The following is a 12063-nucleotide window of genomic DNA, read 5'->3' as shown; positions in this document are numbered from 1 at the left end:
CTCAAACGGGCTGAAGCTCGCGGGCTGCCACGGCAGAGATAAGCACGGAGCCGGCAGCCGTGACGGGGTCAATGACGGGGATCCCCAACCTGCGCCGCAGGACGTCCGTCATGCCGATGCTCGTCAGCCCGGCACTCGCCTCGAGAATGACATCCGCGCCGGCGTCCGCCAGCATGTGTGCGGCGGCAAGCGCATCGAAGATGCCTGTTGGCAGCAGGAAGCCGTCCGGCGTCTCCACACTCTCGGGGCCATCGATCAGGAGCATGCGGTCGCCGAGGGCGTCGGATATGGGACCGGGCACTGAGTGCTTGAGGCCAAGCACTCCCACCCGGCCGCCGAAGGCGAGTGCTGCCGCAGCCGCCGCGGAGCCGGCACCGATCACGGGAATGTCCAGCAGGGCGCGCACCTCCGGCAACCCGGGATCGGCGGCGCAGCTGATGATCAGTGCGTCGACGTCCGAAGCCATGTCCAGTGCAAGCTCCACTACCTTGGGCACGGCACCCTGCAACGAGTCAGCGTCATAGACTCCCGAGGGCTGGTCCGGAATGCACCGGGTGGTGACATCGAAGCCGAAGGTGTCGCGGAGCAGCTTTCCGTGCGAGTTGAGCAGTCGCCGGTCGGTGGTGGTTAAAGCCCTGATGATTCCTACGCGCATGGTCTATTCCTTCCCCCGGGCGGGTGTTGTGCTTTCACACTAGCCAGCCGACGTTTCACGTGGTTTACCGCAAAATGACCACCGGAAACATTCCGGCCCCATGAGCGCGGACTGTGCGGGTCAGTGCGCGGAGTCAGAGCGAGGAGTTAGAGCTGGCGGACGCGCAAGAGTTCCGGGGCGTCCGCGGCATCGGGGCCGACGTACTCCCCGGTTCCCTTGTGCGTGGCGCGCACGGCGTGCGCGACGACGGCGCCCAGCCCGCCGTCGTCGGGCTCTGCTTTGTCCAGCACCACCTGGCGGATGCCGCGCTGCTCAGCAGCGCCGGTGCCGCGTGCGAAGATTGCCTCGACGCCCTGCCGGGCCAGTTCAATTTCGCCGTTCTCGGACAGCACCGGCTCCAGGAAATCGACCAGGGAGTCCACCACGTCTTCGGCAGGCACGGGCCGGAAGCTGCCGAAGTCCAGCAGTTCACCGCGCAGGCCAAAGTTGCTGGCCTGCCAGGCGGCCATCCGCAGCAGCACCGTTGGCACGGGTGCCGGCTCCACGCCCTCACGCCATTCCCGGCATGCCGATTCCACGAGCGCACGGACCAGGACGGCGATCAGCGCGGCGTCCTCGGCGCGGAGGCAGACGTCGGCCACCCGCACCTCCACGGTGGGATGGTTCCGGGAGAGGCGCGCGTCGAAATAGATCATCCCCTCGTCCAGCACCACTCCGCTATCCAGCAGCCGGCTCACCGTGCGGCGGTAGGTGGACAGATTGCCGTAGATGGCGGACGGGCCCGACGACGGCCAGCGGTTCCAGGCCTGCGTCCGGTAGCTCTCGAACCCGGTTTCCACGCCGTTCCAGAACGGGGAGTTGGCACTGAGCGCGATCAGGACGGCCAGCTTGTCCCGGATCCTGTCCAGCACTGCCACGCCTTCGTCGGCGGATTCGATGTAGGTGTGCACATGGAAGCCGCAGGTGAGCTGCTCCTGGGCGGTCAGGCCGAACCGTTCCAGCATCCTGGCGTAGCGCGGGTCCGGCGTGGTGTGGCTGGAGAGGGCCAGCGGCGAGGTGGCCAGGGCCGCAATCCGCGCATCGTGGCCCTGGGCGGCTTCGTCAGCCAGTGCCCTGCCGGCGCGGATCTGGCGCAGCAGTTCCGCATGGTCCAGGCACGGGCGTGTCTGCGTCTCGATCTGCTCGAGCTTGAGTTCTGCGCTCAGGCCCATTTCGTCGTCGTCGCACTTGGTTTCGGCCTTTTTCTTCACCAGCCGGGGCCTGCCCGGGGCGTCGTCGGCAGCGAGTTTGCGGCGCGCCAGCAGGGCATCGGCGAGCGCCAGCGGTTCCCCGCTGTCCGGATCGACGATCAGGAGCTCTTCCTCCACGCCAAAAGTCCGCATGCCTACATTGTGCGCCAGACCAACGGAAACGTCCCCGACATGACGAAGCGCGAACGGACACTTGGGGCCCTTGAAGGGCGCGCCACAAGGGGCCCAAGTGTCCGTTCGCGCTTGGTTTATCGTCAGTCCTGGAAGTACTCGATCTTGGCGCCGATGGTGTTAAGCCGTTCCGCGAGGTCCTCGTAGCCGCGCTCGATGACATAGATGTTGCGCAGCTCGGAAACTCCGCGGGCCGCCAGCATGGCCAGGAGGAGGCAGGCAGCGGGACGCAGCGCGGGCGGGCAGCCCACCTCCGCGGCACGCCAGCGCGTGGGGCCGTTGACGTAGATGCGGTGCGGGTCCAGGAGCTGTATCCGGGCACCCAGTTTGTTCAGCTCCGTCAAGTAGATCGCGCGGTTCTCGTAGACCCAGTCGTGGATCATGGTCTGGCCCTCGGCGTTGCCCGCGATCACCGCGAAGAACGGCAGGTTGTCGATGTTCAGCCCCGGGAACGGCATCGGGTGGATCTTGTCCTCCGGCGCGCGCAGCTCCGAGGGCTTCGTGGTCACGTCCACCAGCCGGGTGCGCCCGTTACGGGCCATGTACTCGCCGGAGACCTCCAGCTGCTGGCCCATCTGCTCCAGGGTGGCCAGCTCGATCTCCATGAATTCGATGGGCACCCGGCGGATGGTCACCTCTGAGTTGGTGACAATGCCGGCGGTGATGAGGCTCATCGCCTCGATGGGGTCTTCCGAGGGGAAGTACTCAATGTCGACGTCGATGGTCGGTTTGCCGGTGATCTTCAGCGTGGTGGTTCCGACGCCGTCGATCTCCACGCCCAGCCGCTGCAGGTAGAAGCAGAGGTCCTGGACCATGTAGTTGGGGCTGGCGTTGCGGATGACCGTGGTGCCGCGGCGGTGGGCGGCGGCCATGATGGCGTTCTCCGTAACGGTGTCGCCGCGCTCGGTCAGCACGAAGGACCTGTCCAGTTCGTCAGTGGGAGGTGCCTGCACGCTGTAGAAGCCGGAACTGGCCTCCACGGACAGACCGAACTGCCGCAGTGCCTGCATATGCGGCTCCACGGTCCGGATGCCCAGGTCGCAGCCGCCGGCGTAGGGCAGCCGGTATTCATCGGTCACGTCAAGCAGCGGGCCCAGCAGCATGATGACGCTGCGGGTCCGGCGCGCAGCCTCGGCGTCCATGGACGCCAGGTCCAGATTCGCGGGCCGGCGGAGGCGGAGGTCGTTGTCGTTGAGCCAGGTGCATTCGACGCCAATGCTGCTCAGAACCTCGACGATTCGGTTGACTTCCTCGATGCGGGCCAGCCGGCGCAGCGTGGTGGTGCCACGGTTGATGAGGCTGGCGCATAGGAGGGCGACCCCGGCGTTCTTGCTGGTGTTGACGTCGACGGAGCCCGACAGCGTCCTGCCGCCCTCTACGCGGAGGTGGGTCATCTGGGATTTGCCGAGCTGGACGAAGCTGCGGCCGAAGATGGCCTCCAGGCGCTGGATCATTTTCAGGCTCATGTTCTGCTTGCCCTGTTCCATGCGGGCCACGGCACTTTGGCTGGTGCCGAGTTCCGCGGCCAACTGGCCCTGGGTCCACCCTTTCTGCCCGCGGGCATCGCGGAGCAGAAGGCCAACATGTTCAACAGTCTGTTGTGTCATGGAGAAAAATATATCAGATATGAGCTATTTTTGCGTCGTGTGCCTTTGGAAGGGTCACACGACCCGTGATATACCCGTTACACGCATAAGCATTCGATAACGGGGCTCCGTCCGTGTGACAGTAGCTGTGATGGCCTGTGCAGCCTGGGTCAAGGACCGTGCATCGGCCTTGACCCGGTCCCGCATCCGGGAGCAAGCTAGCGGTACCTGTTGCGGCCATGAGGGGATGGGAGGCCGCCATGTCCATTTTCAGCTTTGCCGTGCTGGGCAGGAAACACCCCGTTGGGCCTCCGGCTTCAGCCCTGCTGTCCTTCGTGGTGGCTACAGCCGTAGGGTTCATCCCGGGACCGAGGCTCGACGACGGCGCTCCGCCGGCACCCGAATCAACCGTCACACAAGCCTCGCCCAAGGCTTCTGCCACTTCCAGCGGCGCCGCACAGGCGCAGCCGCCCGCGTTCCCGCAATCCCCACGGCCGGTGGCCGGTCAGCCCGTACGGCCGCCTGAGTCCGGCAGGGCCCCCTTGGGCAACGATGTCTCCTGGCCGCAGTGCAGCGGCGAACTGCCCGATGACCCTGCGTTCGCGATTGTCGGAGTCAACAACGGGCGCGCCAACACCACCAACCCCTGCCTCCACCAGCAGCTTGACTGGGGGGAGGACGCAGCTGGGGGGACCGGCCAGCCCCGCCTTGCGCTCTATGTGAACACCGCGAATCCGGGGCTGCGCGGCTCTTGGTGGCCCGTGAGCAATGAGTACGGCGGCAAGCTCGTGACCAACCCCTACGGCACCTGCCAGGGCAAGGAGGACGCGGCGTGCGCCTATATGTACGGGTACGCGAAAGCCTTCGACGACGCGTACCTTCGGACCATCTCCGACCCTGAAACGTACCTTTGGTGGCTGGATGTCGAGACGGGCAACAGCTGGTCAGGCGACAGGAACGCCAACCGGGCGGACCTGGAGGGCATGACCGATTTTTTCCACAGCATCGGGGCCAGGGTGGGCGTCTACTCCTCGGCGCGGCAGTGGGGACAGGTCGTCGGCGAGGTCGGTTCGGCCAGCAGCCTCTACTCCCTGCCGAGCTGGCTGGCCGGGGCGCGCACCGCCGCCGACGCCGGGAGCATCTGTTCCGCGTCGCCCCTTACGGCGGGCGGCAAAGTAGTCCTCACCCAGTTCGTGTCCGACGGCTTCGACTACAACCACTCCTGCACTTGACGCAGGCCGCGAACATTTAGAGCCGGCCCCATGGATCACACCTGCAGCGTCCGCCAGGCCGCCCCCGAAGACGCCGCGGCCCTGGCCCGGCTCCACCTGGAATGCTGGCGCGAAACCTACGCGCACCTGCTGTCACCGGGCTTCATGGAAAGGCAAGGCGTGGAAGATCGGCTGGCCATGTGGCGGCGCCTTCTGGACGGCCCGCATGCGGGCCGCCAGTTCGTAGTGGACGACGCCGGGAAGCTGGTGGGGTTTGCCGGCTCGCTTCCGCCCGAAGAAGGGCTGAGGGAGCAGACCGAGCTCTGGGGCATCTATCTCCTTGCGTCCCACCATGGCAGGGGCCTCGGCCAGGCGCTGCTCGAGGCTGCCATCGGAAGCGAAGGGGCTGCGCTGTGGGTCGCCGAGGACAACGCGCGTGCCCAGGCCTTCTACCAGCGCCACGGCTTCCTCTTCACCGGCGCCAGGGACACGATCGAAGACTGGGAGGGGCTGGCCGAGGTCCGGATGGCGCGGCCGGCGGGGTTGGCGCGCCCGGCGGATTAGGAGCCCTCCAGCCACACCATGTTCCAGGTGCCGGCCCACAGCGCGGCAACCACGGCGCCGGCAGCGATCAGCACCCCGCCGAGCACTACCCAGACGTCCAGCACACTGTACGTGGACACGCGCGCCCAGGTCCGGCTGGCGCCCCCGAACCCGCGGGCTTCCATGGTCACGGCAAGCCGAGTGGCGCGGCGGATGGCCTGGACCAGGAGGCCGAAGCTCTGCCCCAGGGTGGCCCGCATCCGTTGCCACGGGTTGCCGCGCGATCCGACCCCGCGGGCGCGCCGGGCCATGCCGATGGTCTGCCATTCCTCGGCCATCAGTCCGACCAGCCTCATCGCGGCCAAAGTCCCGAGCACAAACCGGTGCGGCAGCCGCGCCTTCTGTGCCAGGGCGTCCGCCAGGTCGGTGGGATCGGTGCAGCTCATCAGCAGCACCGCAGGCAGGGCAATGGCCAGGCCCCGGAGCAGGAAACCCAGCCCCAGCTGGAGGGAACCTTCGCTCATGGACCAGATGCCGACGTCGAGCAGTAGCCTCCCGCTGTCCGGCGACAGGATGGAGGTGCTCCAGCCGCCCACGGCGGCCGCAAGGATCAGCGGCCAGCCGCGCTGCCACAGCAGCGCGGCTGTCAGCCCTGCCAGCGGGAAGACCAGCAGCTCGCACGCGAGAGCCACCGACGCCGACATCCAGTCGATGGACAGCGCCAGGACGAGGGTGATCAGGAAGACCGCGGCAAACTTGGCCAGCGGATTGGCGCGCGTCAGCACCGCCCGGTTTCCGGCAAGTGTCAGTGCTTCCCTCATGTTGCAGCCTGTTCTGACGTTGGCTCGGCGGGTCTGGGTTCAGCGGGGCTGGGTTGAAGCCGGCCGCCGGACCCTAGCCGCAGCTCGGTGCCGCCGAGCACCTGGGTGAACTCCTCATCGTGGGTCACCGACACCACGGCCGTGCCGGCATCGAGCAGTTCCGAAAGGAACGAGGCAAGCTCCGCCCAGGTGTTGGCGTCCTGGCCGAAGGTGGGCTCGTCCAGCACCAGCACCTGCGGGTGCGCCGCCAGGACGGTGGCCACGGATAGCCTGCGTTTCTCCCCGCCGGAGAGAGTGTACGGGTTCGCGTCCACGAGATGCGTGAGGCGCAGCCGCTCCAGCAGCTCGTCGACGCGCTCTTCGCCGTGGCCCAGATGGCGAGGGCCGAACTGCAGCTCGTCCAGGACGCGGCCGGTGACGAACTGGTGTTCGGGTTCCTGGAACACCGTGCCGATCCGGGCGATCAGCTGCTCGGCCCTCCACTTGTACGGGTCAATTCCGGCTCCGCCGCTCAGTTCAACCGTCGCGGAGACCTTGCCGCCCACCGGCGGCAACAGCCCGGCCAGGGTCAGCGCAAAGGTGGACTTGCCGGCACCGTTGGGACCAGTGACGGTCAGCGCCTCGCCCGCCCGGACCTGCGCTGTGACGTCACGCAGGACGGGCTCAGGGGGTACGGAGCGGAAGCCGCGGCGGCGTGGACGCTCCCGCGACACGGCAAGGTTTTCGGCCGCCAGCAGCAGCTGGCCGGTGCTATGTCCAGAGGACGGCAGAGCGCCGGTAGCCGAACGGCGCCGGGTCTCAGGAACGTAGCCGGGGACCCAGACGCCGGCGGCAGTGAGCATCCCGCGCGCCTGCTCGAGAACCTCGTCCGGGGTCCCGTCGATCAGCACCGCGCCGTCCGAGGCGGATCCCGGCTGCAGGACCACGATCCGGTCCACCAGGTCTTTCCAGGCAGCTACCCGGTGCTCCACCACCACCAGGGTGGCCCCGGTCTTGTCGAGGCAGCGGCCCACGGCGTCCCGGACTTCCAGGACGCCGTCCGGGTCGAGGTTCGCGGTGGGCTCGTCCAGCAGGATAAGTCCCGGCCGCATCGCCAGGATGCCGGCGAGCGCCAGGCGCTGCTTCTGGCCGCCGGACAAGGCCGACGTCGGGTGGTTCAGGGGAAGATGTGACAGTCCGACGTCGTCCAGCGCCTCGTGCACGCGGCGCCAGATCTCCTCGCGGGGCACTGACAGATTCTCGGCGCCGAAGGCGACGTCGTCGCCGAGGCGGGAGAGCACCACCTGCGTTTCCGGGTCCTGCTGCATGAGCCCGGCGCGGCCGCGCCGGGAACGGGGCGGCGCGCCGTCGATGAACAGCTCTCCGCTCTCGTCCGCGTCCTCACGGTCGGGTGTCCCGGCGTCGTCCGCGTCACTGTCCCCCAGCACCCCGGCCAGGGCGTGAAGCAGCGTGGACTTGCCCGCTCCGGAAGGGCCCAGCAGCATGACCCGCTCGCCGGGGCGGATGTCCAGGTCGAGGGCATGGACGGCCGGTTTGGCGCGGCCGGCGTGGCGCCAGCCCCAGCCGCGGGCGGTGACCGCGGCGGGGCGGACGCCGGCGTCGTCGTGTCCGGGCATTAGGAGAAGACGGGCTCCGTGGCTGCTTTGCGGGACGCGAAGGAACTCAGCACGCCCGTCTTGGCCAGGCCTCGGGCGGCGATCCAGGACAGGGCGCCCGCGATGACCGCGCCGGAAATGGCGCAGAACACGATGTAGGCGAGTTTGTCGCCGGCCGCGTAGGCGATGTTCCAGCCCCAGGGGGCGAAGGAGTCGTTGAGCCCGCAGAACAGTCCGGCGCCGGCCCCCGCAAGCAGCGAGGCGGGCAGGTTGAACTTCTTGTATGCGAAGGCGGCGAACACAAGCTCCGCCCCCAGGCCCTGCAGAACTCCCGAAATGAGCACCGTGGTGCCGTACTGCGAGCCCATGAGCAGCTCGCCGGTGGCAGCCACACCCTCGCAGAACAGGGCTGCGCCGGGCTTGCGGATGATGAGCATCCCCAGGACCGCCGGAATCATCCAGCCGCCGGCGTAGAGGCCGGTCAGCGGAGGATAGACGGCGTTGACTGGGGTGGAAATGAGGTTGGCGCCCTGGGACCAGGCCCAGAAGATGACGCCGCCGGCAACGGCGATGAGCGCCGCCACGACGATGTCCGCCACGCGCCAGCTGTAGCTGGTCTTCTTGATTGCTGCAGTTGTCATGATGGTCCTCCTGGGGAACAGGAGGGGAAAGCGTTCCCCCGGCTGCGGGTGGCTGGGCCTCGCGCTGCCGGGCACTCTGAGAACTCGACTCCCTTGCGCCGGTACTAGCCGGATCAGGTTCGAGGGTCTGCGGCGGTCCGCACTCTCAGCGCCCTTCCGCGGTTGCGCTGGCAGTTGCCTTTGCATCCCGACGGCGGCGCTCCCCTGTCGTGATAAATCTGCCCTTGTGGGCTGATCCAGTTTACACCGCGTCCGGCCCGGAAACCGGGGCCGCTGTCACAATGCGGGAGTTTTCATTGCGGCGTCGGGACAGCGGTCCGGAGTAGATTGGGGCCATGACGCAACAGGACTCCGGCACCGCTGCCCTGCCCGCCTTTGACCCCGATTCATCCGCGGAACAGCCGGCGGGAGCCTTGGAAGCCCTGATCGGGCAGATCGAAGGGGAGATCGCTGAACTGCAGTTCCCGAGGTTTACGAAGGACGATGCGCTGGCGCTGGGCCTGGAACTGGTCGAACGGGGCAAGGAGGAGAACCTGCCCATCGCCATCGATATCACCAAGGGGGAGCAGGTGCTCTTCCATGCGGCGCTCGAGGGGGCCACCCCGGACAACGAAGGCTGGTTGCGGGCCAAGCAGCGGACTGCAGTGCGCTACGAGGAACCGTCGCTGCTGGTGGGACTGCGCGGCCGGGCCGGCGGCGGACGGATCGAGGACAACGCCTGGTTTGACCAGTCCACCTACGCTGCCCACGGCGGAGCCTTCCCCGTCTATGTGCGCGATGTGGGGGCGGTGGCTGTGGTCACCGTGTCCGGGCTGCCGCAGAAGGCGGACCACGACCTCGTGGTGCAGGCGTTGCGGGAGATCCACCGGTCCATGCGGCTAGGCTAAGGACAGACCAGTGTTCATCACGCGAGGAGTTCCGCAATGAGTTTCTTCATCAAACTGCTTGGCACAGGCATCAGCCTGCTGGCAGGGTTCGCCGGCACCAAGGCCGTCGACACCATCTGGGAAAAAATCACGGGCCGGAAGCCCCCCAAGGGTGACAAGGACGACGTCCCCACCACACTGCGCACGGCCCTCACGTTCGCCCTCGTCTCCGCCTCCGTGAGCGCGGTCATCCAGGTGCTGGCCAACCGGGGCACCCAGCGGGCCATCACCCGCTTCGCGAAGACCCAGGACATCGTCTAGGCCTCCCCGCTGGCCGCGCCTGTCGAGACCAACCACGCTGCGGTCCCCCACACGGGGTGGGTTGCCCGGCAGCCCCTTCCGGGCCGAGACCGGGTTTCCCCAAGCGCGGCAGGGCATACTGCTTGCGTTCTGAACGTGGCAGTGCTGATGACCTCGGCCGGGCTCAAAACAGCCGGACCCGGCACCGCAACCTGCGGTGCCGGGTTCTTTCGCATCCTGCCTTGGCGGCCCACCGCATGCCGCCTGGAGGCCATGAGCACGGTCTCTGCAAGAGCAGCGCGGGTCCCCCCACACCACCGGAAGAAACCTTGAATGCCAAGGTTTTTCCAACCCGTAATCCGAACGTTTTTCCAACCCCCACGATTTTTAGTGGATGCCATCAGCGTCTTTACGAGGAGACAAAAATGGTATCCACACCACATTTCCTGTCAGCCCAACGCCTGACCCCCCGGGACCGCGGCCCCAGCCCTGCGTCCCGCCGCCGCGGCATTGCTGCCGCAACGGCCGTCCTGCTTGCGGCGACAGGAGCAGGAGCCTCGCTGGCGGCAACCCAGGTGACCCAGACGAACCTGAACAAGCTGACCGCGGTCGGACCCGTCAACACCGAGTACGGCTTCCCGTCCTGGTACGAAGACAGCAACAAAACGCGCGTCGAACTGTGCCTGGACGCGGAGAACCCGCTGTGCGGTTTCCTGCCCGGGGACATCCCGGACGAGACCGCACCCATCTCATTCCCGGGCAACTTCCCGGATGAGGCGTTCTACATGCTCGCCGGCTCCGAACTGACCCTCCCCGGCGGGGGCAAGGCCGTCCTGGTCCTCGGCCTGGAGGCAGCGTTCGCCAACACCGTCACCGAAGGCGACCAGGTCGTATTCGGCCGCCAGCGCATCGTCGTCAAGGGCGCCCCGGCCAACACCACACTGACCTTCCGGCACCCCTACGGCACCATCACCATCGACACCGACGGCACGGGAGCCGGCAAGCTCGTCGAAGACATCTCACCCGCAGCAGGCAACTTCAGCACAGCGCTGAAGAGCAACATCGGACCGTTCCTCAAATGGGACCCCGCCGCCGCACCCGCCGCACCCGCCGGCTACCTCGGAGACCCGGGCCAGGACCACACCGTCACCGGAAGCCCCACCGGCTACAATAAATTCTCCGTCAACGGCGGCGGACTGGCCCTGGAAACAGACCAGTTCACCGTGCAGGGCAAGATCTCCACCAACCAGGGAGTCAACACTGACAGCGCCGTCCTGAACGGCAACATGATCGACGTATTCGCCAGCAGCGGCAACGGCGCCCAACTCCAGATCGACGGACAGGCCGGCGCCTTCGAAACCACCCCCATGCTCAGCGACCCCGACACCGGACGGTACTACGCCCGGGTCCAGTTCACCGGCACCGCACCGACGTCGGTCAAGGTCACCAACATTGGCGACAAGCCCGCCAGCAGCAGCCAGATCAACGTCACCAAACCCAGCGGGGTCATGATCACCAAAGCCATCTACGACGGCACCAACCTGACCGTGGGCGCCACCTCCACAGTTGGCTACCCGCTCACCGTCACCGGGCTCGGAACCCTGGAAGCATCGGCCACCGGAACCGGCGCCGAGAAATCCTTCCCGGTGAAGGCCCCACCGGCAACCGTCACCGTGAAAACCGCGGCGGGCGGCACCGCTACCCTGCCGGTCACCATCTCCGGCGGCGCAGCAACGCCGGCCGGGCTGGACCCGGTCACCCCCGCCCCGGACCCCGGTCCCGTCGTCGACACCGGCAACGGCACCGGCCCCGTCCCAGGCGAAACACAGCCGACGACGGCGGTGGCCACCGCCGCTTCAACCGCCATCACCCGCGGCGGAACCGTCCAACTGGACGGCAGCGCCTCAACCGGCGCCGCCAGCTACAAGTGGCTCCAGGTCAGCGGACCCACCGTCACCTTCTCCAGCGACACCACCGCCAAGCCCACCGTCACCGTCCCGTACTACGCCAAGAACACTGACACCGCTCCCCTCACGGCCAAGTCCGACGACCCGGTCCAGCTCCAGCTGGTCGTCACGGACAAGAACGGCATCGGCAGCGCCCCGGCAACAGTCAACCTGACGGTCCAAACGGACACCGTAGCCGTCGCCGGCTCCCGGCACCGGCTCGGCACCGAACTGCGGGTCACGGGAACCTCCACACTGGCCGGCAACACCGCCGTCCTGGTCCCGGCCACCACCGTGGTCATCTACGACACCACGCCCGGCCGGGCCGTCACCAAGATCGGCACGGCACAGGTGGACACCCTCGGCGCCTGGTCCTACCGGGCAAAGCCCGGACCGAACCGGCAGATCACCAGCGTCCTGGTCCAGTCCAGCCGCGGCGGCACCGCAACCGGGGTGCTCGCCACCCGGTAGATCCAAC

At 67.6% G+C, this 12063-nt stretch carries 11 protein-coding genes and 1 riboswitch; of the genes, 5 read left to right on the top strand and 6 right to left on the bottom strand.

The window, feature by feature from the left end; all coding sequences use genetic code 11:
• Nucleotide 1: 1 nt before the first annotated feature.
• The 3 genes from G9E11_RS11305 to G9E11_RS11295 form a co-directional block, all read right to left on the bottom strand.
• Nucleotides 2-655, bottom strand: a complete 654-nt coding sequence (locus G9E11_RS11305) for an aspartate/glutamate racemase family protein (RefSeq protein WP_190605610.1) — start codon at nucleotides 653-655, stop codon at nucleotides 2-4.
• Nucleotides 656-801: 146 nt separating this feature from the next.
• Complete coding sequence (locus G9E11_RS11300; RefSeq protein ID WP_190605608.1) at nucleotides 802-2037, bottom strand: glutamate--cysteine ligase 2; 1236 nt, start codon at nucleotides 2035-2037, stop codon at nucleotides 802-804.
• Nucleotides 2038-2159: 122 nt separating this feature from the next.
• The gene (locus G9E11_RS11295) at nucleotides 2160-3683 is read right to left on the bottom strand and encodes a UDP-N-acetylglucosamine 1-carboxyvinyltransferase (protein ID WP_190605606.1); all 1524 of its coding nucleotides are present in this window, start codon (nucleotides 3681-3683) and stop codon (nucleotides 2160-2162) included.
• 239 nt (nucleotides 3684-3922) lie between these two features.
• Between G9E11_RS11295 and G9E11_RS11290 the strand changes: the two genes are divergently transcribed.
• Together G9E11_RS11290 and G9E11_RS11285 are read left to right on the top strand one after the other, a co-directional pair.
• Nucleotides 3923-4894 carry a glycoside hydrolase family 25 domain-containing protein gene (locus tag G9E11_RS11290; RefSeq protein ID WP_190605604.1) on the top strand — a complete coding sequence of 324 codons (972 nt, stop codon included), beginning with the start codon at nucleotides 3923-3925 and terminating at the stop codon, nucleotides 4892-4894.
• 30 nt (nucleotides 4895-4924) lie between these two features.
• Nucleotides 4925-5437, top strand: a complete 513-nt coding sequence (locus G9E11_RS11285) for a GNAT family N-acetyltransferase (protein ID WP_190605602.1) — start codon at nucleotides 4925-4927, stop codon at nucleotides 5435-5437.
• On the opposite strand, the gene G9E11_RS11280 is transcribed toward G9E11_RS11285, so the two are convergent.
• Genes G9E11_RS11280 through G9E11_RS11270 form a run of 3 tightly spaced genes read right to left on the bottom strand, consistent with a single transcriptional unit; the run spans nucleotide 5434 to nucleotide 8473 of the window.
• A complete protein-coding gene (locus G9E11_RS11280; RefSeq protein ID WP_190605600.1) occupies nucleotides 5434-6237 on the bottom strand; it encodes an energy-coupling factor transporter transmembrane component T family protein in 804 nt (267 codons plus the stop codon). The genes G9E11_RS11285 and G9E11_RS11280 overlap by 4 nt on opposite strands.
• Nucleotides 6234-7853, bottom strand: a complete 1620-nt coding sequence (locus G9E11_RS11275) for an ABC transporter ATP-binding protein (RefSeq protein WP_190605598.1) — start codon at nucleotides 7851-7853, stop codon at nucleotides 6234-6236. Before G9E11_RS11275 ends, G9E11_RS11280 begins: the two co-directional genes overlap by 4 nt.
• Nucleotides 7853-8473, bottom strand: a complete 621-nt coding sequence (locus tag G9E11_RS11270) for an ECF transporter S component (RefSeq protein ID WP_190605597.1) — start codon at nucleotides 8471-8473, stop codon at nucleotides 7853-7855. Before G9E11_RS11270 ends, G9E11_RS11275 begins: the two co-directional genes overlap by 1 nt.
• Nucleotides 8474-8545: 72 nt before the next feature.
• A riboswitch (TPP riboswitch) is annotated at nucleotides 8546-8689 on the bottom strand.
• A 119-nt stretch (nucleotides 8690-8808) separates the two neighbouring features.
• Here G9E11_RS11270 and G9E11_RS11265 point away from each other — a divergent pair.
• The 3 genes from G9E11_RS11265 (at nucleotide 8809) to G9E11_RS11255 (ending at nucleotide 12056) form a co-directional block, all read left to right on the top strand.
• Nucleotides 8809-9360 carry a heme-degrading domain-containing protein gene (locus G9E11_RS11265; RefSeq protein ID WP_190605595.1) on the top strand — a complete coding sequence of 184 codons (552 nt, stop codon included), beginning with the start codon at nucleotides 8809-8811 and terminating at the stop codon, nucleotides 9358-9360.
• A 36-nt stretch (nucleotides 9361-9396) separates the two neighbouring features.
• A complete protein-coding gene (locus tag G9E11_RS11260; protein WP_102973435.1) occupies nucleotides 9397-9660 on the top strand; it encodes a DUF4235 domain-containing protein in 264 nt (87 codons plus the stop codon).
• 404 nt (nucleotides 9661-10064) lie between these two features.
• Nucleotides 10065-12056, top strand: a complete 1992-nt coding sequence (locus tag G9E11_RS11255) for a hypothetical protein (protein ID WP_190605593.1) — start codon at nucleotides 10065-10067, stop codon at nucleotides 12054-12056.
• Nucleotides 12057-12063: the final 7 nt, after the last annotated feature.

The organism is Arthrobacter ipis, from assembly GCF_014694315.1.
Classification (GTDB): Bacteria; Actinomycetota; Actinomycetes; order Actinomycetales; family Micrococcaceae; genus Arthrobacter; species Arthrobacter ipis.
Note: the sequence above shows the minus strand (reverse complement) of the source record. Positions and strands in the feature narration are given on the sequence as shown.

Bases quoted from the DNA above. Each gene is read 5' to 3' on its own strand.
- G9E11_RS11305 (WP_190605610.1), bottom strand. From the start codon at position 655: ATGCGCGTAGGAATCATCAGGGCTTTAACCACCACCGACCGGCGACTG.
- G9E11_RS11265 (WP_190605595.1), top strand. From the start codon at position 8,809: ATGACGCAACAGGACTCCGGCACCGCTGCCCTGCCCGCCTTTGACCCC.
- G9E11_RS11255 (WP_190605593.1), top strand. From the start codon at position 10,065: ATGGTATCCACACCACATTTCCTGTCAGCCCAACGCCTGACCCCCCGG.
- G9E11_RS11290 (WP_190605604.1), top strand. From the start codon at position 3,923: ATGTCCATTTTCAGCTTTGCCGTGCTGGGCAGGAAACACCCCGTTGGG.
- G9E11_RS11280 (WP_190605600.1), bottom strand. From the start codon at position 6,237: ATGAGGGAAGCACTGACACTTGCCGGAAACCGGGCGGTGCTGACGCGC.
- G9E11_RS11295 (WP_190605606.1), bottom strand. From the start codon at position 3,683: ATGACACAACAGACTGTTGAACATGTTGGCCTTCTGCTCCGCGATGCC.
- G9E11_RS11300 (WP_190605608.1), bottom strand. From the start codon at position 2,037: ATGCGGACTTTTGGCGTGGAGGAAGAGCTCCTGATCGTCGATCCGGAC.
- G9E11_RS11270 (WP_190605597.1), bottom strand. From the start codon at position 8,473: ATGACAACTGCAGCAATCAAGAAGACCAGCTACAGCTGGCGCGTGGCG.
- G9E11_RS11285 (WP_190605602.1), top strand. From the start codon at position 4,925: ATGGATCACACCTGCAGCGTCCGCCAGGCCGCCCCCGAAGACGCCGCG.
- G9E11_RS11260 (WP_102973435.1), top strand. From the start codon at position 9,397: ATGAGTTTCTTCATCAAACTGCTTGGCACAGGCATCAGCCTGCTGGCA.
- G9E11_RS11275 (WP_190605598.1), bottom strand. From the start codon at position 7,853: ATGCCCGGACACGACGACGCCGGCGTCCGCCCCGCCGCGGTCACCGCC.